At 41.3% G+C, this 23,656-nt stretch carries 20 protein-coding genes; 19 read left to right on the forward strand and 1 reads right to left on the reverse strand.

The features are described 5' to 3' along the window. The first annotated feature begins 24 nt into the window (after positions 1-24). From HMPREF9189_RS04700 to HMPREF9189_RS04710, 3 genes are all read left to right on the forward strand, one after another. Complete coding sequence (locus HMPREF9189_RS04700) at positions 25-984, forward strand: ROK family glucokinase (RefSeq protein WP_000078554.1); 960 nt, start codon at positions 25-27, stop codon at positions 982-984. Positions 985-1,078: 94 nt separating this feature from the next. Further along, the gene (locus HMPREF9189_RS04705) at positions 1,079-1,513 is read left to right on the forward strand and encodes an HD domain-containing protein (protein ID WP_001097948.1); all 435 of its coding nucleotides are present in this window, start codon (positions 1,079-1,081) and stop codon (positions 1,511-1,513) included. Between the two features lie 51 nt (positions 1,514-1,564). After that, positions 1,565-2,404: a thymidylate synthase gene (locus tag HMPREF9189_RS04710; protein ID WP_000158633.1), complete on the forward strand. Its 840-nt coding sequence runs from the start codon at positions 1,565-1,567 to the stop codon at positions 2,402-2,404. Between the two features lie 41 nt (positions 2,405-2,445). On the opposite strand, the gene HMPREF9189_RS04715 is transcribed toward HMPREF9189_RS04710, so the two are convergent. Continuing rightward, complete coding sequence (locus HMPREF9189_RS04715; protein WP_001051782.1) at positions 2,446-2,616, reverse strand: DUF3042 family protein; 171 nt, start codon at positions 2,614-2,616, stop codon at positions 2,446-2,448. Positions 2,617-2,736: 120 nt separating this feature from the next. Between HMPREF9189_RS04715 and miaA the strand changes: the two genes are divergently transcribed. From miaA to HMPREF9189_RS04795, 16 genes are all read left to right on the forward strand, one after another. After that, complete coding sequence (gene miaA, locus HMPREF9189_RS04720; RefSeq protein ID WP_000850168.1) at positions 2,737-3,621, forward strand: tRNA (adenosine(37)-N6)-dimethylallyltransferase MiaA; 885 nt, start codon at positions 2,737-2,739, stop codon at positions 3,619-3,621. After that, complete coding sequence (hflX, locus tag HMPREF9189_RS04725; RefSeq protein WP_000573163.1) at positions 3,614-4,852, forward strand: GTPase HflX; 1,239 nt, start codon at positions 3,614-3,616, stop codon at positions 4,850-4,852. The genes miaA and hflX overlap by 8 nt, the downstream gene beginning before the upstream one ends. Further along, complete coding sequence (locus tag HMPREF9189_RS04730) at positions 4,845-5,468, forward strand: hypothetical protein (protein WP_000129705.1); 624 nt, start codon at positions 4,845-4,847, stop codon at positions 5,466-5,468. The genes hflX and HMPREF9189_RS04730 overlap by 8 nt, the downstream gene beginning before the upstream one ends. Positions 5,469-5,482: 14 nt before the next feature. Further along, a complete protein-coding gene (gene rnz / locus HMPREF9189_RS04735; RefSeq protein ID WP_000354325.1) occupies positions 5,483-6,412 on the forward strand; it encodes a ribonuclease Z in 930 nt (309 codons plus the stop codon). A 20-nt stretch (positions 6,413-6,432) separates the two neighbouring features. Then, positions 6,433-7,188, forward strand: a complete 756-nt coding sequence (locus HMPREF9189_RS04740; protein WP_001259186.1) for an SDR family oxidoreductase — start codon at positions 6,433-6,435, stop codon at positions 7,186-7,188. Positions 7,189-7,390: 202 nt separating this feature from the next. Continuing rightward, entirely contained in the window at positions 7,391-7,708 is a 318-nt protein-coding gene (locus HMPREF9189_RS12510; RefSeq protein ID WP_009755279.1) for a hypothetical protein, read from the forward strand. Positions 7,709-7,740: 32 nt separating this feature from the next. Beyond that, positions 7,741-7,965: a hypothetical protein gene (locus tag HMPREF9189_RS12515; RefSeq protein WP_009755280.1), complete on the forward strand. Its 225-nt coding sequence runs from the start codon at positions 7,741-7,743 to the stop codon at positions 7,963-7,965. Positions 7,966-7,983: 18 nt separating this feature from the next. Continuing rightward, on the forward strand, positions 7,984-8,421 hold the full coding sequence (locus tag HMPREF9189_RS04750; protein WP_000394427.1) for a hypothetical protein: 438 nt from the start codon (positions 7,984-7,986) through the stop codon (positions 8,419-8,421). A 2-nt stretch (positions 8,422-8,423) separates the two neighbouring features. After that, positions 8,424-9,488, forward strand: a complete 1,065-nt coding sequence (locus tag HMPREF9189_RS04755; protein ID WP_001085623.1) for an ankyrin repeat domain-containing protein — start codon at positions 8,424-8,426, stop codon at positions 9,486-9,488. Between the two features lie 44 nt (positions 9,489-9,532). Then, on the forward strand, positions 9,533-10,120 hold the full coding sequence (locus HMPREF9189_RS04760; protein WP_001175980.1) for an SMI1/KNR4 family protein: 588 nt from the start codon (positions 9,533-9,535) through the stop codon (positions 10,118-10,120). Further along, positions 10,117-10,866: a hypothetical protein gene (locus HMPREF9189_RS04765; protein ID WP_001014341.1), complete on the forward strand. Its 750-nt coding sequence runs from the start codon at positions 10,117-10,119 to the stop codon at positions 10,864-10,866. Before HMPREF9189_RS04760 ends, HMPREF9189_RS04765 begins: the two co-directional genes overlap by 4 nt. 18 nt (positions 10,867-10,884) lie before the next feature. Then, positions 10,885-11,841, forward strand: a complete 957-nt coding sequence (locus tag HMPREF9189_RS04770; protein ID WP_000517235.1) for a hypothetical protein — start codon at positions 10,885-10,887, stop codon at positions 11,839-11,841. A gap of 196 nt (positions 11,842-12,037) precedes the next feature. After that, on the forward strand, positions 12,038-13,786 hold the full coding sequence (locus HMPREF9189_RS04775) for a glycoside hydrolase family 13 protein (protein ID WP_000423961.1): 1,749 nt from the start codon (positions 12,038-12,040) through the stop codon (positions 13,784-13,786). 14 nt (positions 13,787-13,800) lie between these two features. Further along, positions 13,801-14,358 carry an SMI1/KNR4 family protein gene (locus HMPREF9189_RS04780; protein WP_001185405.1) on the forward strand — a complete coding sequence of 186 codons (558 nt, stop codon included), beginning with the start codon at positions 13,801-13,803 and terminating at the stop codon, positions 14,356-14,358. Between the two features lie 278 nt (positions 14,359-14,636). After that, complete coding sequence (gene bgaA / locus HMPREF9189_RS04790; protein ID WP_000427299.1) at positions 14,637-21,875, forward strand: LPXTG-anchored adhesin/beta-galactosidase BgaA; 7,239 nt, start codon at positions 14,637-14,639, stop codon at positions 21,873-21,875. Positions 21,876-22,401: 526 nt separating this feature from the next. Further along, positions 22,402-23,656: Ig-like domain-containing protein (locus HMPREF9189_RS04795; RefSeq protein WP_000357896.1), on the forward strand; the 1,255-nt coding region annotated here is incomplete at its 3' end.

Consider the following 23,656-nt stretch of genomic DNA (forward strand, 5'->3'; position numbering starts at 1 on the left):
TTTTCAATTAAAAAGGAGAAGACGATGAGTCAAAAGATTATTGGGATTGACCTTGGTGGAACATCTATCAAGTTCGCAATTTTAACTCAAGAGGGAGAAATCCAAGAAAAATGGTCTATCAAGACTAATATTTTGGACGAAGGAAGCCATATCGTAGATGATATGATCGAGTCTATTCAACATCGTTTGGACTTGCTTGGATTGTCAGCTACGGATTTCCGAGGTATTGGAATGGGATCACCTGGTGTGGTTGACCGTGAAAAAGGGACTGTTATCGGTGCCTACAACCTAAACTGGAAAACCCTTCAACCAGTTAAAGAAAAGATTGAAAAAGCCTTGGGTATTCCATTCTTCATCGACAATGATGCCAACGTAGCTGCTCTTGGTGAGCGCTGGATGGGCGCTGGTGACAACCAACCAGACGTTGTCTTTATGACACTTGGTACAGGTGTTGGTGGCGGTATCGTGGCAGAAGGCAAATTGCTTCACGGTGTTGCTGGTGCTGCTGGTGAGCTTGGTCACATCACTGTTGACTTTGACCAACCAATCGCATGTACCTGTGGTAAAAAAGGCTGTCTTGAGACAGTTGCTTCAGCAACAGGGATTGTCAACTTGACTCGTCGTTATGCAGATGAATACGAAGGCGATGCAGCTTTGAAACGCTTGATTGATGACGGAGAAGAAGTAACTGCTAAAACTGTCTTTGACCTTGCAAAAGAAGGGGACGACCTTGCCTTGATCGTTTACCGTAACTTCTCACGTTACTTGGGTATTGCGTGTGCTAATATCGGTTCAATCCTAAACCCATCAACAATCGTTATCGGTGGTGGGGTGTCAGCAGCTGGAGAATTTCTTCTCCAAGGTGTTCAAAAAATCTACGACGAAAATACCTTCCCACAAGTACGCACATCCACTAAATTGGCTCTTGCGACTCTAGGAAATGACGCTGGAGTTATCGGAGCAGCATCACTTGTATTGCAATAAGATAGATTGATAATAGAGCTTGGTTATCCATCAAGCTCTTTTTTGAAAGTCGAATAAAACGAAATAGGTTTTAATTTTGGGAAGGAATCGCTAGATGAACACATCAAAACAACCTATGCTTGAATTAGCATTGTCTATCGCGACGGAAGCTCATAGAGGACAATTTGATAAGGCAGGGATAGATTATATAGAACATCCAATTTTTGTTGCGAGCCAAGTTGATTCTGAAGAAGAGAAAGCAGTGGCTCTACTACATGATGTTATTGAGGATAGTTCTGTTACTGCTGAAGAGTTACTAAATGCGGGTTTACCAGAGACAGTAGTTACAGCCGTTCAGATTTTGTCAAAGAAAAAGGGACAAGACTATCAAACCTATCTGAAAACTGTGAAATCCAATCCTCTTGCGAGAGCCGTAAAATTAGCTGACCTAAAACATAATTCAGATTTATCGAGACTTGAGACCATTACTGACAAGGATTTGGAACGATTAGAAAAATATAAAAAGGCCATTGATTATCTGAGTATGTAGAAAAGATTTTTTATGCTATACTAGTTAGGACAATAAATGAGGTGAGAGTAAATGACAAAAGCAGATACGATTTTTAAAGAAAATATAGAACGAATTCTTAAGGAAGGTGTCTTTTCTGAGCAGGCACGTCCTAAGTATAAGGATGGTACAGTTGCCAATTCTAAGTACGTAACGGGTGCCTTTGCGGAGTATGATTTGGCCAAAGGGGAATTTCCCATCACAACCTTGCGTCCCATTGCAATCAAATCTGCTATCAAGGAAGTACTCTGGATCTACCAAGATCAGTCTAATAGCCTAGAAGTGCTGAATAGCAAGTACAATGTTCACTACTGGAATGACTGGGAAGTGGGAGATACGGGAACCATTGGTGAGCGCTATGGGGCAGTCGTTAAGAAACACGACATCATCAATAAGATTCTCAAACAGTTGGAAGCCAACCCTTGGAATCGTCGCAATATCATCTCTCTCTGGGATTACCAAGCTTTTGAGGAGACAGATGGTCTTCTTCCATGCGCCTTTCAGACCATGTTTGATGTCCGTCGCGTTGATGGGGAAATCTATCTAGATGCGACCTTGACTCAGCGTTCTAATGACATGCTAGTGGCCCACCACATTAACGCTATGCAGTACGTAGCTTTGCAGATGATGATTGCCAAGCATTTCGGCTGGAAGGTTGGGAAGTTCTTTTACTTTATCAACAACCTTCATATCTATGATAATCAGTTTGAACAAGCAGAGGAATTGCTCCGCCGTGAGCCGTCAAACTGCCAACCTCGTTTGGTTTTGAATGTGCCAGATAAGACTAATTTCTTTGATATCAAAGCCGAAGACTTTGAGTTGGTCGACTACGATCCAGTCAAGCCGCAACTGAAGTTTGATTTGGCTATTTAAAAAATAAAAAGAAGTTGAGATTTCTCAACTTCTTTTGTATATTAATGTGATACGCGACGGCGAGCTGCTTTTTTACGGTTTTCTTCGATGAAAGCTGCTTTTTGCTCTTCTGGCTCAATCACTTTCTTTTTAATTGCGTATACTGCACCTGCAACGGCAGCGACAGTTCCTGCGACACCTGTTACAAGACCTTTAGCGAATCCTTTAGCCATGAGTCTTCCTCCTTTATCTTCCTGATCAGACAGACTCCTCAAGAGGTAGCATTTTTCTGACTGACCTTTTTATGATATAATAATAGTAACGAAAAAATGGGAATTTTTCAAGGAAAAAAGATGAAAACAAAAATAATTGTGATTGTTGGACCGACTGCTGTTGGTAAGACAGCCCTTGCTATTGAAGTAGCCAAGCGCTTTGGTGGAGAGGTGGTCAGCGGTGACAGTCAGCAAGTATACAGAGGGTTGGATATTGGGACGGCCAAGGCCAGCCCAGAGGAGCAAGCATCTGTTCCTCATCATTTGATTGATGTCAGAGAGGTGACCGAGTCTTACTCGGCTTTTGATTTTGTTTCAGAAGCTAAGAAGGCTATTGAGGATATTCATAACCGTGGTAAGCTTGCTATTATCGCGGGTGGTACAGGGCTTTATATCCAGAGCTTGCTGGAAGGATACCATCTAGGTGGAGAAACACCTCATGAGGAGATTTTAGCTTATCGGGCTAGCTTGGAGCCTTATTCAGATGAGGAATTAGCCCATCTCGTGAAGCAAGCAGGTCTTGAAATTCCCCAGTTTAACCGTCGTCGTGCCATGCGCGCCTTGGAGATTGCCCATTTTGGTCAGGATTTGGAAAATCAAGAGACTTTGTATGAACCTCTGATTATCTGCTTAGATGATGAGCGTAGTCAGCTTTATGAACGTATCAACAACCGAGTGGATCTGATGTTTGAGGCTGGGCTTTTGGATGAGGCCAAGTGGCTTTTTGACCATTACCCTGATGCGCAGGCAGCCAAAGGAATTGGCTACAAGGAACTATTTCCATATTTCCGTGGGGAGCAGACTTTAGAGGAAGCTAGTGAGAGTCTCAAACAGGTTACCCGTCGTTTTGCCAAGCGTCAGTTGACCTGGTTCCGTAATCGCATGCAGGTGACCTTTTATCAGATAGGAGAGTCTGGCGTGAAGGAGCGTATTCTAAGCCAGATTGAGGAGTTTTTAAATGATTGAAACGGAGAAAAAAGAAGAACGGGTCCTGCTAATTGGTGTTGAACTGCAGGGCATGGATAATTTTGACCTGTCCATGGAAGAGTTGGCCAGTCTGGCTAAGACAGCTGGGGCAGTCGTAGTCGATAGCTACAGACAAAAACGTGAAAAATATGATTCCAAGACCTTTGTTGGCTCTGGTAAGTTGGAAGAGATTGCACTGATGGTAGATGCGGAAGAAATTAGCACTGTCATCGTCAATAATCGTCTGACACCACGGCAAAATGTCAATCTAGAGGAAGTTCTGGGTGTCAAGGTGATTGACCGTATGCAGTTGATTCTGGATATCTTTGCTATGCGAGCTCGAAGCCATGAAGGAAAACTTCAAGTGCATTTGGCCCAGCTTAAGTACCTCTTACCTCGCTTGGTTGGTCAGGGAATTATGCTCAGCCGTCAGGCAGGGGGAATTGGTTCCCGTGGTCCAGGTGAGAGTCAGTTGGAACTGAACCGACGTAGTGTTCGCAATCAAATCACAGATATTGAGCGTCAGCTTAAGGTAGTTGAGAAGAATCGAGCGACAGTCAGAGAAAAACGCTTGGAGTCAAGTACCTTTAAGATTGGTTTGATTGGTTATACCAATGCTGGGAAGTCAACCATCATGAACACCTTGACCAGTAAGACCCAGTATGAAGCGGACGAACTCTTTGCGACTCTGGACGCGACGACTAAGAGTATCCATCTGGGAGGCAATCTTCAGGTTACCTTGACTGATACTGTTGGCTTTATCCAAGATTTGCCAACAGAATTGGTGTCCAGTTTTAAGTCAACCTTGGAAGAAAGTAAGCATGTAGACCTTCTGGTTCATGTCATTGATGCCAGCAATCCTTATCACGAGGAGCATGAAAAAACGGTTCTGTCTATCATGAAAGACTTGGATATGGAGGATATTCCTCGTCTGACCCTTTATAATAAAGCGGATTTGGTGGAGGATTTCACGCCTACTCAAACGCCGTATGCCCTCATTTCTGCCAAGTCTGAGGATAGTCGTGAGCAGTTGCAGGCTTTATTTTTAGAGAAAATCAAGGATATTTTTGAATCCTTTACTCTACGGGTGCCTTTTTCTAAGTCCTACAAGATTCATGATTTGGAAAGTGTAGCGATTCTTGAAGATCGTGACTACCAAGATGATGGAGAAGCGATTACAGGCTATATTTCGGAGAAAAACAAATGGAGGTTAGAGGAATTTTATGACTGATATTAAAACCTTGGCTCTAAAATATGGGGGCTATACAAGTCTGGATAAGGTCTATCTGGATCAACTTCTAGCTGGCAAAACAGAACAAGAGCAGTTGGCTCTCATTACCCCTCCGCCCAGTGTAGTGAATGCTTACTTTGCAGAACTCTACCAGAAAAAGAGTCCTCAAGCTGCGACGGATTATTTTGCAGAACTAAGCAAGGAATTGAACCTCTACAATGCTGAGCCAAGTTTCACCTTTGAAAATAAGCCTTTCATTCGTCTTAATTTATCTGGCAAATCTTTTGGATTTTGCTACGAGAGTGAAGGACTGGGAAGGATTTTCTCTGAAAATGAAGAGGAAATCTCGAATGACTTGCTTTTTGAGATTGCGCAAATTTTCCCCCATCAGCTCGTCTTTGAAGAGTCTGGAAAGATTTACATGAAGGATGCCGGAGACGAAGAAGTTGTTAGTGTGGAGAGTCTCACAGCTTTGACAGATTTGGAAAGCTTGGCTGATGGTCGCAAGCGTCTCAAAGGCTATAGCCAAGAGGATTTATTACAAGAAGCTGTTGCTTTTTCTGGCAAGCGCTATTTCCGATCGGAAAACCGCACAGCCATGTTATATATTGATTAATTAGAAAGTATCAAATGGATATTCAATTTTTAGGAACGGGGGCTGGTCAGCCCTCTAAAGCCCGCAACGTCTCAAGTCTCGCCCTGAAACTCTTGGATGAGATTAACGAAGTTTGGCTCTTTGACTGTGGAGAAGGAACGCAAAATCGCATTCTGGAAACCACGATTCGACCACGTAAGGTCAGCAAAATCTTTATCACTCACCTGCATGGAGACCATATCTTTGGCTTGCCAGGCTTCCTTTCTAGTCGTGCCTTTCAGGCCAATGAAGAGCAGACAGATTTGGACATCTATGGACCGCAAGGGATCAAGTCCTTTGTCTTAACTAGTTTACGTGTGTCAGGTTCTCGTCTGCCTTACCGCATTTATTTTCATGAGTTTGACCAAGATTCTCTAGGGAAAATCCTTGAAACCGATAAATTCACTGTGTATGCAGAGGAGCTGGATCACACTATTTTCTGTGTTGGCTATCGTGTCATGCAAAAGGACTTAGAAGGAACCTTGGATGCTGAGAAGCTCAAGGCTGCTGGTGTCCCATTTGGTCCGCTTTTTGGAAAAATCAAAAACGGCCAGGATGTTGTTTTGGATGATGGGACTGAAATCAAGGCGGCAGACTATATCTCAGCTCCCCGTCCGGGTAAGATTATTACTATTCTGGGTGACACCCGAAAAACCAATGCTAGTGTGCGTTTAGCTGTCAATGCCGATGTCCTTATCCATGAGTCGACTTATGGCAAGGGAGATGAAAAAATTGCTCGCAATCACGGTCACTCAACCAATATGCAGGCAGCACAAGTAGCAGCAGAAGCCAGTGCTAAGCGCCTCTTGCTCAATCATATCAGTGCTCGCTTCCTCTCAAAAGATATCAGCCAGCTTAAGAAAGATGCAGCTAGTATTTTTGAGAATGTCCATGTGGTTAAAGACTTGGAAGAAGTGGAAATCTAGAAGATTGAGAAAGGATAAGTATGCGTACTATTCTCATTACCGGAGCTAGCGGTGGATTAGCCCAAGAAATGGTCAAACTCTTGCCAAATGACCAACTGATCTTGCTAGGTAGAAACAAGGAAAAACTGGCACAACTCTACGGGAATCATCCTAATGTGGAATGGATTGAAATCGACATTACTGATGACTCAGCCCTAGAAGCTCTGGTCGCTGACCTCTATCTCCGTTATGGCAAGATTGATGTCTTGATTAACAATGCTGGTTATGGTATTTTTGAAGAGTTTGACAAGATTTCTGCTCAAGACATTCACCAGATGTTTGAGGTTAATACCTTTGCTCTGATGAATCTGTCTCGTCGTCTTGGAGCTCGCATGAAGGAGAGAGGAAAAGGGCATATCATCAATATTGTCAGCATGGCAGGTTTGATAGCGACTAGCAAGTCCAGTCTCTACTCGGCGACCAAGTTTGCGGCTATTGGATATTCAAATGCTCTGCGCCTTGAACTGACGCCCGATAGTGTCTATGTAACTACGGTTAATCCAGGACCGATTCGTACTGCCTTTTTTGACCAGGCAGACCCAGATGGTAGCTACCTCAAGTCGGTTGACCGATTTCTCTTAGAACCAGATACGGTTGCTAAAAAAATCGTCAAGACCATAGGAAAAAACAAACGAGAACTCAATCTTCCTCTTTCGCTCAATTTAGCCCACAAATTTTATAGCCTCTTTCCCAAGTTAGCTGATAAGTTGGCAAGAGAAATCTTTAATTATAAGTGAGAAAGCTGTTCCCTTGAGGAAGGGCTTTTTGTTTTAATTAGGAGAAGTTGTTCATCAAAAATAATCCCTGAAAATACTGGTGGTTTATCCCTATTAGATAGCTTTGCGGTATAATAGAGATAAGAATGTTCATCAGAAAAAAGAAGACCTAAACTAGCTAGTTTGCTCTAGAAAATGGACTATTTATAGTCGGAGGTTGACAATGGAATTATTGACAATTGACCAAATTATTTCCATTATTGAGGAAGCAATACAAGGGCTTGACCCTGAGATAAGAGAAGGAATTGTCCTGAGCCATACTGAAGTGCCTGTGTCTGAACTGGATCGTTTGAAAAAACAACTGCAAATCCAAGATTTGGATCCGATTTTTAGGAAGTATATTCTGGCCTATAACTGGGGGCAGATCGGTTTTTTAAGTTACCAGTTTGGATATGGGGACGACACTAGTCTTACTTGGCTGATGAATCGAAATTTGGAATACCACGATTACTCTACTCTACTCTACAAGAAAGAGGCCTGATCATCATTGCAAATGGAGATCCCTATACTATTTTGCTGGATTGTCAATCTGGGGCGGTCTATGCTCTTGATGCAGAGATGAACTATGATGAAAAAATATGGCTGACACCAGATTTTCTAGCATTTGTTAGAGCCATGGGAACGGCCCAATCTGCAGTTTGGAAGGGGTGTGAAAGTGACTTCATCCGCTTGATGACTAGAATAGGTCATGCGTCCAGTTTGATATTTTGGCAGAGTCTGGTCGGGTTTTATGATTGAAAATAGAAGGAGCAGGTCATGGAATTTATTGTAGCTGAGGAAGGGATTCCTCAAAATATCGGATGTCAGGGAGCCCTGATTGCCTATTATGGCAGTGAGATAGAATTTCATTATGAAACCGTTCCACCACACGGTGATGAGATTTTTTCTGCCAAGTTGCCTTTGTTGGGGCTTGATCTGCCCTTTTGGATCTATGGGAGAAATCTCATATTTTTAGATGCTTACTACCTCTTAGCAGAAACAGTTAAGAAAGGGACTTGGAATCCCATAACGAGTATCCTCATCAATATTCATATGGGGGAATACGCCAGCCTAGACCACTGGTACAATCATATATCTATTGAGCAAAACGGTCTTGAGTTGAAAAATGATTATGATGGACAAGTCCTGATTTTGAAAACGGTTGACAAACTTCATTGGCTTGCCCTAGATGCTGAATCAGAAGAAAGGAACTAAAGATGGCAAAGAAAAGAGTTACATTACCAAAAGAGTTTAAGGATTTAATGGATGAAGGAAATATTGAAGCCCTTAAAGCAGTCTATGATCGTTGTGAATTAACCGCCCATGATGGAAGATTTAGCTTATGTACACCTCTGCATATGGGAGGAGTCCCGGATGAATTGGTTATCTGGCTGGTAGAAAAGGGCCTAGATATCAATATCCCTGATTATTATGGAGCGACTCCTTTGTATCGTCAGGCAACCATGGGAAGAGATACTGTAAAACTATTGCTCGAATTGGGTGCAGACATTGGGAAACCCAATACCTATGGCGAGACACCTTTACATGTGGCAGCTGAGTTTTTCCATCCTAAGACAGTCAAACTTCTGATTGACAAAGGAGCAGATGTTAATGCCAAAAATGATATGGGTAGAACTCCTCTAGCTTCAGTCTTGATGGTCTGCCGGGGAATCTATATTGCCCAAACAGCTGAAATTGCCACCATGTTGGTAGAGGCGGGCGCTAAGAAAACTTCTGCTATGAAAGAAAAGGTTGAAAATATTGGTAAGGATTTTGAATTTCACAGAGAAGGGATCCATCCTGACTACATAGAGGCTGCAGATAAAGGCTTAACGAAGCTCTATGAGATATTTGATGTTAAGCCTGTAGAAAAACGCCTAACTCATGATGGAGTTTCACCGATTAAGCTAGTAGAAGGATCCTGGGAGGAACAATATGAGGAACTTTGGTCCTTCTTAATCCCTTCGAGTGGGCCAGCCAAAACTGTTCAGGGAGAAGCTATCCGTATACCAGGCAGAGTTCGAGATGAACTGGATCGCAATGGTGGGGTCAACTGGGACAGGGACTATAGAAAAATGCTTCAAGCTCTCCCTCAATACTTGTCTCTAGGAATCCCCCTTTCAGATCAAGAATTAGAAGAGACTAAAGAGCTTATTGCTCAAGTTCATGGGAAAGGTTTTGATGACGAGCCTCGCCTAGACCGCCTGTGTCAGCTAGCTATTGCTTGGATTAAGCAAAATCCTGAACCCCTTCTCCTAGAAAAAACAAGTTATAAGCGGTAAAAAGCATTGGAAGACAGATAAAATAAAGAAATCATGGTGAAATGATGCAACTAATTGACCAAGTTAAAAAAATAGAAACTTATATTTGTGAGTGTTTTGAAGACTGGGATTTGGATGATCCTGTAGAGGAAGGATATCTGGAAGATTATCAGGGCATTTCTGGTGCTTCTGAGGAAGAGCTTCAAGCCTTTGAGGAAATATTTGGCATTCGTCTACCTAGTGACTTCAAAGAGCTTTATAGCTATAAAAATGGGAGTAAATACCTCTCTATTTTACCTTGTGTAATTGACCAGAGAGATTTGACTTTTTCTCTCATGAGTCTACAGGAAATGGAAAGTTGTAAAAAGTACTTTCAAAATAGAGATGCTCTGTTAACCGAATTTCCCGACTATTTTTCTAGTCAAGACCTAGAAAGCATGCATGATAGTAGAATTAAGCCTTATCTTTTTAATAAAAAATGGCTTCCTTTTGCTCAGTATTGTGACTCTTGTTATCTTATGCTGGATTTTGATCCAGACCAGGAGGGTCAGGAAGGTCAGGTTATTTGCTACATCCATGATCCTGACCAGGTGATCTATGCGGCTGAAAGCCTTACAAATCTGATTGAAGGGATAATGGAAGAGATCATATGAATGGACAAATGTACCAAATAGCCTGTATCGTTGCAGCAGCTAGGAAGGCTTTAAAAACTGATCAGGCAATCTTGTATCATCCTGACCAATATATCAATAAGATTTGCTTTCAAATTTTGCCGTCAGAAAAGGGGGAAGTTATAGAACTATCTGTATCTGGTTGGTTTGAAAATCTTAAGGAAAAAGGTTTGAAGGACTTAAAATTATTTTGCCCTATCTCAGTAAATGACAGAGGTATTTTAGGTTTCTCCAATACGACACAGAGTTCAATTCTCTGTTTTTATAAAGATGGGAAGGCAAGTTATTTCCTACCAAATTGGAAATCTGCTTCCGCAGGCAGGGGCTGGGATGTTACCTACACCGAGTATGAATGGGAAAGGTCTTCTCAAGACATTCCCCACTATGAAAATAATATAGAAGAATTTAAGGACATATTGGCTCGTATAGAAGATTTAGCAATTAAAATTGAATGTGACAACTTTGCCAAAGTCTTTCACTCTGCTAGAAACTTTTTGCTGGACCCAGAATCTGGTAAAGGACTGGCAGAACCTCAAATTCCACCGCAACATCTAAGCATATTTAGAGCTGCAAGCTCAGCGGATGTTTTTGGAGGAATGGGCTCCTGGAATGATGAACCTGGATGGCTGGCACAAGACAAGGGACTGGGTCAAGTATACGATGAACTTTCAGATCAATTGCTAAGAAATATTAGATCAGCCATTCTATTTGCCATCAACGAGTGGTGATGGATTAGGAGAGAGAAAATGGGGAAGTTAAAGTTAAGTCTATTGAATAAATGGGAACTAGACAAGGACTACAATAGTGTTTTCAATTCTGTCATGTTACATGATGGTAGAGCCTTTGTCTTGACCAGTGAGAAGGAAGCTTTCAATCTCTACTGTCTGCTTGAAGTATCACCTTTGGGTGTGAAGGAGATAGATGCTTGGGATTGTGACCATGTTTGGGAGGAAGAACCTCTACTCTTTACAGATGGACAAAATATTGGCATCATCAAGGCTGGCAAGGAAATAGTCTATTATACTGGTGATTTTTCTCATCCAGAAATCATTGCCATAAAGGATCCGCAAAGTATACTTCCTAAAAAGGCACAAGAGAGATATTTTCAAATCGTATCAGATAGCGACCAGATACCCGTGTGTTTTGAAAATCAAGTTTATACAAATCAGGCAAGAAACTTTGCCCTTTTAGAATTTGATCGAGAGAAAAAGCAGGCTAAGTGGACCACTTATTCGCATATTGATAAAAAAGAGTTAAATCACCACGACACGAACTCAAGTTTTTGTCCTAAAATTGATAGTATGAAATGTTGGAAGCAAGAGCTCTATGCCTTTAGCTCTGGAGAAAGTCAAACCTCTGTCAATAAATGGGGCATGGACTATTATGCTCTTGTTAAAATCTCTAGTGATGGTCGTATTATCGAAAAGTTATTAGAATCTGAACATTTAAAGGCTTTAGGCAAAAAAGCTGGTGTCAATGGAATTTTTACGGATTCGCCTTATCTTATCCTGAGCCCCTTATTTAAGAATGATGACTGGAAGGGTAAGCAAAAGCTATTTTCTCTGGCAACGAGAGAATGGTGCGATATAGCCTTGCCTAGAGGAATGAGTAAACACAAGCTTCAAAATATGACAGACAACTTTTGTTTAACCTTCCTTTACGACAGAGGATTAAAAGAACTTGCCCTTTGTCGGATTGACTAGGCTGTGAGGCTGAGTTTAGGAGCTTTTTATAGATAGGTGCTGAAATTTCTTGGTTAGTCTGCAATATTTATTTTGAGGTGTTTTCTTGTCAAATTTGACCAAGTATTGCAAATCGAATCTTAAAATAGTATACTAGAAATAGCAATTATGAAAACGTTTGCGTTTTTGTTGATGATGATTATTTAGGAGACAAAATATGGAATTGACAGCCATTTATCATAGACCAGAATCAGAGTATGCTTATCTGTACAAAGAAGGTCAGCTACATATCCGAATTAGAACCAAGAAAAATGATGTCCAGCAGGTCATTTTACATTATGGAGATCCCTTTATCTTCATCGAGGATAAGTATGAAGCCAAGAAAGAAATGACTAAAGTAACTTCAGACGCCTTGTTTGATTATTGGCAGGTTACGGTCTCTGTTGATTTTGCACGGATTCAGTATCTCTTTGAACTCCTTGATGAGGAGAGTCAGGGTGTTTTCTACGGTGATAAGGGTTGTGTAGAACATACTCTAGAAAACTTGGATGCTGAAGGAAATGGCTTTAAGCTTCCCTATATTCACGAAATAGACGGATGTCAGGTTCCTAGCTGGGTTTCAAATACCGTTTGGTATCAGATTTTCCCAGAACGCTTTTCTAATGGAAATCCTAATCTAACTCCTGATGGAGCTCGAGAGTGGGATGCTGCCATTGCGCCTAACAGGGATGATTTTTTTGGTGGAGACTTGCAAGGGATTATCGACCATCTGGACTATCTAAAAGATTTGGGAATCACTGGACTTTATCTATGTCCGATTTTTGAAGCTACAACCAATCATAAGTACGATACGACGGATTATTTTGAAATCGACCGTCACTTTGGAGACAAGGAAGTCTTTGCTACTCTAGTCGAGGAAGCTCACAAACGTGGTATCAAGATCATGCTAGATGCGGTATTTAATCATATTGGCGACCAGTCTGCCCAATGGCAGGATGTTCTAAAAAATGGAGAAAAGTCACCTTATAAAGATTGGTTCCATATTCAAGAATTCCCAATTACAGAGGATAAACTGAAAAACGCGAGAGAACTACCTTATCATACCTTTGCCTTTGCTAGCTATATGCCTAAGTTAAATACAGCAAATCCTGAAGTCAAAGACTATCTTTTAAGTGTTGCGACCTACTGGATTGAGAATTTTGATATCGATGCTTGGCGTTTGGACGTTGCCAATGAAATTGACCATCAGTTCTGGAAAGATTTTAGAAAGGCAGTTCTCGCTAAAAAGCCTGATTTGTATATTTTAGGTGAAATCTGGCATACGTCTCAACCTTGGCTAAAAGGGGATGAGTTCCATGCTGTCATGAACTACCCGCTCTCTGAAAGTATCAAGGATTATTTCTTGCGTCAGCATAAAAAGACAGAGCAGTTTATTTCAGAAATCAATAGCCAGTCAATGTACTACAAGCAACAAATCTCAGAAGTGATGTTTAACCTTCTGGATTCTCACGATACAGAGCGTATCCTCACAACTGCCAAAGGCAATGTGCAACATGTCAAGGCTGCTTTAACCTTCCTCTACCTTCAAAAAGGGACTCCTTGTATCTATTACGGAACAGAGCTTGCATTAATAGGTGGACCAGATCCCGACTGCCGTCGTGTCATGCCTTGGGACCGTGTGTCTGAGGACAATGATATGCTGAATTTCATGAAGAAATTAATCAAGGTCCGTAAGGAAGTGGCAAGTATGATTCAGCATGGTTCATATTGCTTGCAAGAAGTGAAACCAGATGTTCTTGCCTTGAGCTGGAACTACCAAGGAAAAGAAGTTCAGGCAATCTTTAATCAGTCTGAAGAGAATTTTGTTTTAGAAAGAGACTCTGTTGATTTAGCGAGTCATTGCCATCTTAAAGATGAGCAAGAGGTTATCTTACCAGATGGATTTGTAGTTATTATTTCTGAGTAAAAAGGATTAAAATAATGGCACTCAAGGAAGTTTATGAGTATTTTCGTCACTATGATAAGGAAACTTATCAGGTTGTCGCCTGCATGGGTAATGAACCATCGGAAGAAGATGTTCAGGATTTTGAAAATCAATACGGCATTCGTCTGCCAGAAGATTTCAGGGAATTCACCATGTCATCTCTGGGAGGTCTCTTTATGGAAGTCAGAGAAGAGCTATGGCCAAGAGCCAAGGCTTACGATGTAGCACCATTTTGGACCTTCTGTCGAGGTATTAAGGTCTTGGGAATTGCAAATGGCATCCCAGACTTCTTAGACATTCGTCTTAAAACCAAGGAATTACACGCTTTGGGCTTTGTGGATTATATTCCATTTCTGTCTATCATCGGGGATGGAGATGTGATTTTTTGCTTTGATAAGGACAATCATATAGTAGCTCTAGATTGGTATAATAGTGGCGAAACTGAAGAGCTTGAATGTGATTTTTCAGGACTTTTACTCCATCAAATTGCCGATCTAGAAGAACGAAAAAATGAGATGGTCAAGCTACTGGCAAAAGGAAAAACTAGTCAGTGATTGAAGGGAAAATTCAGGATTGATTTTTAATAATAGCTGTTTCTATAAAGGGGACAGCTTTTTATCATGAAACTTTTTATCTTTTTTAGTAAAAAAATCCTAAATCTACATTCACATTTTTTGAATCTTCTACAAATTTTAGAAAAAACAATCAAAAATATGAGTTTTTTGTTTAGGGTATTGAAATTTCCTATATTATTTTATAAAATAAGGATAAAAGGCTATGAAAAAGTAATGCGCTTACAAAGAAATGGAAGCGATTACTAAAGGAGGATTTTATGGAAAATGGCTTTTGGAATCGTAAAAGAGTCTACAGTATTCGTAAGTTTGCTGTAGGAGCTTGCTCTGTCATGATTGGAACCTGCGCTGTTCTATTTGGAGGAAGTGTTGTTGGAGCATCACCAGTTTTTGCGGATGAAACTCCTGTTACACACACTGTAGAACAAGTAAAAGAGGAAAGTCCAGCAGTGGAGGAAAAACAGGATCAAGCAGTATCAGAGAAGAACGAGGCTGCAAGTGTAGAACAAAGCCAAGCTGCTGCCATTGAAGCAAGTAAACCAGAGGTGAAAGAAGATGAAGCTATAACTCCGAAAGAGGAAAAAGCATCTTCTAAACCTGAAGAAAATGATCCAAAGGTAGAATCACAAGCTTCAAGTCAAGAAAAGCCTGTTAAGGAAGATTTGAAAGCTGCGACAAATGAAGAAGTAAATCAAATGATTGAAGACAGAAAAGTGAATTTTAATCAAAATTGGCACTTCAAACTCAATGCGAACTCTAAAGAAGCTGTGAAACCTGATGCTGATGTATCAACATGGCAAAAATTGGATCTTCCACATGACTGGAGTATCTTTAACGATTTTGACCATCAATCACCTGCCCAAAACGAAGGTGGACAGCTCAATGGTGGTGAGGCTTGGTATCGTAAGACCTTTAAACTTGATGAAAAAGATCTCAAGAAGAATGTTCGTTTGACCTTTGATGGTGTCTACATGGATTCTCAAGTCTATGTCAATGGCCAGTTAGTGGGACATTATCCAAATGGTTATAACCAGTTCTCATACGATATCACAAAGTATCTTCACAAAGATGGTCGTGAGAATGTGATTGCTGTCCATGCAGTCAACAAACAACCAAGTAGCCGTTGGTACTCAGGTAGCGGTATTTACCGTGATGTGACCTTGCAAGTGACAGATAAGGTTCATGTTGAGAAGAATGGGACAACTATCTTAACACCAAAACTTGAAGAACAGCAACATGGCAAGGTTGAAACTCATGTAGCCAGCAAAATCGTCAATACAGATGATAAAGACCATGAATTGGTGGCAGAGTATCAAATCGTTGAACGTGGTGGTCAGGCTGTAACAGGCTTGGTTCGTACAGCTAACCGTACCTTGAAAGCACATGAGTCAACAAGTCTTGATGCGATTTTAGAAGTTGAACAACCAAAACTCTGGACAGTTTTAAATGATAAACCTGCCTTGTACGAATTGATTACGCGTGTTTACCGTGACGGTCAATTGGTGGATGCTAAGAAAGATTTGTTTGGTTACCGTTACTATCATTGGACTCCAAATGAAGGTTTCTCTTTGAATGGTGAACGCATTAAATTCCATGGTGTTTCCTTGCACCATGACCACGGAGCGCTTGGAGCAGAAGAAAATTATAAGGCAGAATACCGTCGTCTCAAACAAATGAAGGAGATGGGCGTTAACGCCATCCGTACAACTCATAACCCTGCAAGTCCACAGACCTTGCAAATCGCAGCAGAACTTGGTTTGCTGGTTCAGGAAGAGGCCTTTGATACTTGGTATGGTGGCAAGAAACCTTATGACTACGGACGTTTCTTTGAAAAAGATGCTACTCACCCAGAAGCTAGAAAAGGTGAAAAATGGTCTGACTACGATCTTCGTACCATGGTCGAAAGAGATAAAAATAACCCAGCTGTATTCATGTGGTCTATCGGGAATGAAATTGGTGAAGCAGATGGAAAGGCTCACTCTCTTGCAACGGTTAAACGCTTAGTAAAAGTGATTAAAGATGTTGATACTACACGTTATGTTACTATGGGAGCAGATAAGTTCCGCTTTGGTGATGGTAGCGGTGGTCATGAGAAGATTGCTAATGAACTGGATGCGGTTGGTTTCAACTACTCAGAAGACAACTACAAGAAACTTCGTGCGAAACATCCAAACTGGTTGATTTATGGTTCAGAAACATCTTCAGCAACCCGTACACGCGGTAGCTATTATCGTCCTGAACAAGAATTGGTACATAGCAACCAAGCTTATCGTAACTATGAACAGTCAGATTATGGAAATGATCGTGTTGGTTGGGGTAAAACGGCAACCGCTTCATGGACCTTTGACCGTGACAATGCTGGCTATGCTGGACAGTTTATCTGGACAGGTACGGACTATATTGGTGAGCCTACACCATGGCACAACCAAAACCAAACTCCCGTTAAGAGCTCTTACTTTGGTATCGTAGATACAGCCGGTATTCCAAAAAATGACTTTTATCTCTACCAAAGCCAATGGGTTTCTGCCAAGAAGAAACCAATGGTGCACCTCCTTCCTCACTGGAACTGGGAAGATCCTAGTCTAAAAGCAAATGTTGCTGATTCAGAAGGTAAGATTCCAGTTCGTGCCTACTCAAACGCTGCAAGCGTTGAATTGTTCTTGAACGGTCAATCTCTCGGTGTTAAAAAGTTCAACAAAAAACAAACCAGTGATGGCCGTACCTACCAAGAAGGTGCCAATGCTAAGGAACTCTATCTTGAGTGGAAGGTTGCTTATCAACCAGGTACTTTGGAAGCTGTAGCTCGCGATGAAGCTGGAAAAGAAATTGCACGTGATAAGATCACTACTGCAGGCCAACCAGTAGGTGTTCGCCTCGTCAAGGAAGAACATGCAATCGCAGCAGATGGAAAAGACTTGACCTACATCTACTACGAAATCGTAGACAGTGAAGGAAATGTGGTACCAACTGCCAATAATTTGGTTCGTTTCCAACTGCATGGACAAGGTCAACTGGTCGGTGTCGATAATGGGGAACAAGCCAGCCGTGAACGCTACAAGGCGCAACCAGATGGTTCTTGGATCCGTAGAGCCTTTAACGGTAAAGGGGTTGCCATTGTTAAATCAACTGAACAAGCAGGTAAATTCACACTAACAGCTCATTCAGATCTCTTGAAATCTGGTCAAGTAACTGTCTTTACTGGTAAAAAAGAAGACCAAGAAAAGACAGTTCTCGGAACAGAGGTACCAAAAGTACGTACTGTTATTGAGAAAGAACCGAAAATGCCGAAGACAGTCGGTTTTATCTACAGTGATGGCAGTCGTGAAAAACGTCCAGTAACTTGGTCTTCAGTTGATGTGAGCCAAGCAGGAGTTGTGACTGTTAAAGGTATGGCAGACGGACGTGAAGTTGAGGCCCGTGTCGAAATTCTAGCAATTGCGAAAGAACTACCAACTGTTAAACGTGTTGCTCCAGGAACAGACTTGAGTGCTGTTGATAAATATGTTTCTATCGCTGTAACGGATGGAAGCGTCCAAGAATACGAAGTTGATAAGTGGGAGATTGCGGAAGCAGATAAAGCTAAATTGTCAGTTGCAGGATCACGTATTCAAATGACTGGCCAACTGGGTGGTGAGACTATTCACGCTACCCTTGTGGTAGAAGAAGGCAATCCTGCAGCACCTGTAGTACCAACTGTAACGGTTGGTGGAGAAGCTGTCACAGGTCTTACTACTCAAAAACCAATGCAATACCGCACACTTGCTTATGGAGCTGAGTTGCCAAAAGTCACAGCAAGTGCTGAAAATGCAGCTGTTACAGTGGTGCAAGCAAGCGTAGCAAACGGTATGCGTGCAAGCATCTTTGTTCAACCAAATGATGGTGGCCCTCTTCAAATGTATGCAATTCAATTCCTCGAAGAAGCACCAAAAATTGACCATTTGAGCCTACAAGTGGAGAAAGCTGATGCTCTCAAAGAAGACCAAACAGTGAAATTGTCTGTCCTTGCACACTATCAAGACGGAACACAAGCTGTTTTACCAGCAGATAAAGTAACCTTCTCTACAAGTGGTGAAGGGGAAGTTGCAGTTCGTAAAGGAATGCTTGAGTTGCATAAGCCAGGAGCAGTCACTCTCAAAGCAGAATATGAGGGGGCTACAGGCCAAGTTGAACTCACTATCCAAGCCAACACTGAGAAGAAGGTTGCGCAATATATCCGTCCTGTAAACGTAGTAACAGACTTGCATCAGGAACCAAGTCTTCCAGCAACAGTAACAGTTGAGTACGACAAAGGTTTCCCTAAAGCCCACAAAGTCACTTGGCAAGCCATTCCAAAAGAAAAACTCGACCACTATCAAACCTTTGAAGTTCTAGGTAAAGTTGAAGGTCTTGACCTTGAGGCGCGTGCAAAAGTCTCTGTAGAAGGCATCGTTTCAGTTGAAGAAGTCAGTGTGACAACTTCAATTGCAGAAGCACCGCAATTACCAGAAAGTGTTCGTACCTACGATTCAAATGGTCACGTTTCATCAGCTAAGGTTACATGGGACGCGATTCGTCCAGACCAATACGCCAAGGAAGGTGTCTTTACAGTTAATGGTCGCCTAGAAGGTACGCAATTAACAACTAAACTTCATGTTCGCGTATCTGCTCAAACTGAGAAGGGAGCAAATATTTCTGACCAATGGACCGGATCAGAATTGCCACTTGCCTTTGCTTCAGACTCAAATCCAACTGATCCTGTTTCAAACGTCAACGATAAATTGATTTCCTTTAATGACCGCCCAGCTAACCGTTGGACAAACTGGAATCGTAGTAATCCAGAAGCTTCAGTTGGTGTCCTATTCGGAGATTCAGGTATCTTGAGCAAACGTTCGGTTGATAATTTAAGTGTCGGATTCCACGAAGACCATGGAGTTGGTGTACCGAAGTCTTATGTGATTGAGTATTATGTTGGTAAGACTGTTCCAACAGCACCTAAAAACCCTAGCTTTGTAGGCAATGAAGAACATGTCTTTAACGATCCAGCTAACTGGAAACCTGTTACTAATCTAAAAGCCCCAGCTCAACTCAAGGCTGGAGAAATGAATCATTTCAGCTTTGATAAAGTTGAGACCTATGCGGTTCGCATTCGTATGGTTCGACTTGATAGCAAGAAAGGAACATCTATCACAGAAGTACAAATCTTTGCGAAACAAGTTGCGGCAGCCAAACAAGGACAAACGAGAATCCAAGTTGATGGCAAAGATTTAGCAAACTTTAACCCTGATTTGACTGACTACTACCTTAAGTCTGTAGATGGAAAAGTTCCTGCAGTAACAGCAAGTGTTAGCAACAATGGTCTCGCTACCGTCGTTCCAAGTGTTCGTGAAGGTGAGCCAGTTCGTGTTATCGCGAAGGCTGAAAATGGCGACATCTTAGGAGAATACCGTCTGCACTTCACAAGCAATAAAGACTTGCTCTCTCGTAAACCAGTTGCCGCGGTCAAACAAGCTCGCTTGCTACAAGTAGGGCAACCGCTTGAATTGCCAACTAAGGTTCCTGTTTACTTCACAGGTAAAGACGGTTACGAAACAAAAGACTTGGCAGTTGAATGGGAAGAAGTTCCAGCAGAAAATCTGACAAAAGCAGGTCAATTTACTGTTCGAGGTCGTATCCTTGGTAGTGATCTTGTTGCTGAGTTCACTGTACGAGTGACAGACAAACTAGGCGAAGCTCTCTCAAATAACCCAGACTATGATGAAAACAGTAACCAGGCCTTTGCTTCCGCAACTAATGATATTGATCCAAGTTCACATGACCGTGTAGACTATATCAATGATGGAGATCATTCAGAAAATCGTCGTTGGACAAACTGGTCTCCAACACCATCTTCTAATCCAGAAGTATCAGCAGGTGTGATCTTCCGTGAAAATGGTAAGATTGTAGAACGGACTGTTGCGCAAGCCAAACTTCATTTCTTTGCAGATAGTGGTACGGATGCCCCATCTAAACTCGTTTTGGAACGTTATATTGGCCCAGATTTTGAAGTGCCTACCTACTATTCTAACTATCAAGCCTATGATGCAGCTCATCCATTTAACAATCCAGAAAATTGGGAATCTGTGCCTTATCGTGCGGATAAAGACATCGTATCTGGTGATGAAATCAACGTAACATTTAAAGCTGTCAAAGCCAAAGCCATGAGATGGCGTATGGAGCGCAAGGCAGATAAGAGTGGTGTTGCGATGATTGAGATGACCTTCCTTGCACCGAGTGAATTGCCTCAAGAAAGTACGCAATCGAAGATTCTTGTGGATGGAAAAGAACTTCCAGACTTCGCTGAAGATCGTCAAGACTACCAAATCACCTATAAAGGTCAACGTCCAAAAATCTCAGTTGAAGAAAGCAATCAAGTGGCTTCAACAGTTGTAGATAGCGGAGACGATAGCCTTCCTGTACTTGTTCGCCTTGTTTCAGAAAGTGGAAAACAAGTCAAGGAATACCGTATCCACTTGACTAAGGAAAAATCAGTTTCTGAGAAGACAGTTGCTGCTGTACAAGAAGAACTTCCAAAACTCGAATTTGTTGAAAAAGATTTGGCCTACAAGACAGTTGAGAAAAAAGATTCAACACTGTATCTAGGTGAAACTCGTGTAGAACAAGAAGGAAAAGTTGGTAAAGAACGGATCTTCACAGCGGTTAATCCTAGTGGAAGTAAGGAAGAAAAACTTCGCGAAGTGGTAGAGGCTCCGACAGACCGCATCGTCTTGGTTGGAACAAAACCAGGAACCGCCCTTCCAGAAGATGAAGTGAAGAACCTAGTCCTTAACAGACCAGAACTTGTAATCGAAGAAGAAACCATCGACTTCAAGGTTCAGGAACGTAAGTCTGATAAGTTGTATCTAGGTGAAACTCGTATCCTCCAAGAAGGTCAAAAGGGTATTCGCATTCACTTGATCGAGGTTGAAAATGGTAAGCGGACTGAAAAAGAAAGCTATGATAAAGTTATAGCTCAGGATCGCATCGTAGAAGTTGGAACTAAACCAGGAACCTCCCTTCCAGAGGATGAAGTGAAGAACCTTGTCCTTAACAGACCAGAACTTGTAATCGAAGAAGAAACAATTGATTTCAAGGTTCAGGAACAAAAGAACGATAAGCTTCCAGTAGGTCAAACCCGTGTTCTCCAAGAAGGACAAAAAGGTATCCGTGTTCACTTGATTGAAGTTGAAAATGGCAAGCGAACTGAAAAAGAAAGCTATGATAAAGTCGTGGCTCAGGATCGCATCGTAGAAGTAGGTACGGCTGGTGAAACGACTAAACCAGTACCGCAAGAGTCTACAAAACCACAAGTATCAGAAAAAGCAGATACAAAAGAAATCGCTTCAAGTACAGCTGGTCAGGTTCAAAAAGAGCAGTTACCAAATACAGGAAGTGCAGAAAGTCAAGCAGCCCTAGTAGCAGGCCTAGCTCTTCTTGGTTTGAGTGCAGGTCTAGTGGCCACTAAAGGCAAAAAAGAGGATTAGAATTTCTACGATATGAAGAGATGGGGACAAAATAGATTTATATTTTAAAAACTCTTCATTATGAATTTTGAAAATCTAATAGATTAAATAAAAAGTGAACCAAACTATTCTGGGACAATCAGAATTCTGTTTAGTTCACTTTTTGTTATGTTCTAAACTTTTATTTTAATATATTTCTACTATATTAAATCTTATAACAGTATATAGATTAATAAATTGGTTATATTTAGTTTTAGGAATAAAGGGACATTATTTATTGAAGGATAGTAGAAATATCAAAGGAATGAATTCTTTAAAGTTGACATTTCGTAAATAAATTCTTTAGTAATGAAATAAATCAATTAAAATATATATGTTATAATAAACTTGATAAGTTCTATTATATCATGTGCTGTAAGTGAATATAATTTTATCAAGAATAGAGCATGGTGTTATTATGGATACGTCACTATATTGTGGAGGTGTTGCGTACGTAGAATTGAATACTTAATTTTTTATCGATATACAAATAGAAAGGTTGGTCATAATGGATAAGATAAAAAAATATCTCGGTTTTCTGGTATTCCCTCTTTTATTCTTGATGATGTTTTTCCCGGCGGGTGAAGCACATGCGGCAACTGATATCACGAGTAAAGTCAAAATAGATGACTTGAAGATTACTATAGCATCTACAGGAAGCGAGACTGAAGGAATTCATGGTTCAAATGATACTTCGATGAAATTGAAATATTCAGGTAAATTCTCATTTCCCAATGTGGCAGCTAATGAAATCAAGGATGGGGATTACTTCATCGTAAAGGCTCCAGATAACTTGAGTTTGACGGATGGTAGTCTGGATTTGATTGATTCGACGTCAAATATCAAAATGGGGACTGTCCGAGTGGAGAATGCTAACCATCGGCTGGTATTTACCTTCAATGACAAGGTGAAGGACAAGCAGAATATCCGTGGGGACTTTGTCGCAGAAGCAACTGAAACACTCCAAAAAGAGGGGAAAACGGTTACTTATGTTTTGCCAGATGGTAAAACACAGACCATCACGTATAAAGTGAATAAATATCAACAGACTGACGTGATAGGAGAAACCATTACAAAGTACGGTTATAACGATAACAATAAGGCGAGAGCACATTTTCAGATGAAGATTAATCGCGCTAAGAAAGATATGACTGGACATGTGGTGAAGATTACAGATGACGTTTCAAAGGGAGCCTTTGCTAACTATGTGGAAGGTACTTTCTATATGCATGAAGCGGAATTCGAAACGACGAATACGAATTCATCTGCTCTTAAACGTTTAGGTGATGAATACGAAATCACAACCGATCCGGAGGTATACAAGGCTAACTCAGATAAAAAAGCTTTGTTGACCTTTGTCAACGGGAAACGAGGATTTGAGTTGCTCATGCCGACCAATATGGGAACAAAGAGCTTTTTCTTAACGTATGATACGTCCTCACCAGCAGATACTTCAACGATAAGTAACTCAGCGCAGTACTTGATTGATAACCAACCACAACTTATTTGGGAACAATACGGAGGTAGTATTGGAACCAGAACAGAAGCAACGTTTAATTTAAAGACGGTCAAATCTGTAGGTGCATCAGTCACAGCTGATATTGCTGGTAAGATCAAAATCACAAAATACGATGAAGCGGATGCAACTGTTAAGTTGGCAGGCGTTGTCTTTGAAATCCGTGAGAAAACCACTAATAATTTGGTTGATACCGTTACAACAGATGCGGATGGGATAGCTGTCTCAAAAGCTCTCAATAATGGTA

The sequence above is a fragment of the Streptococcus sp. oral taxon 071 str. 73H25AP genome (assembly GCF_000146755.1).
GTDB lineage: Bacteria > Bacillota > Bacilli > Lactobacillales > Streptococcaceae > Streptococcus > Streptococcus oralis_T.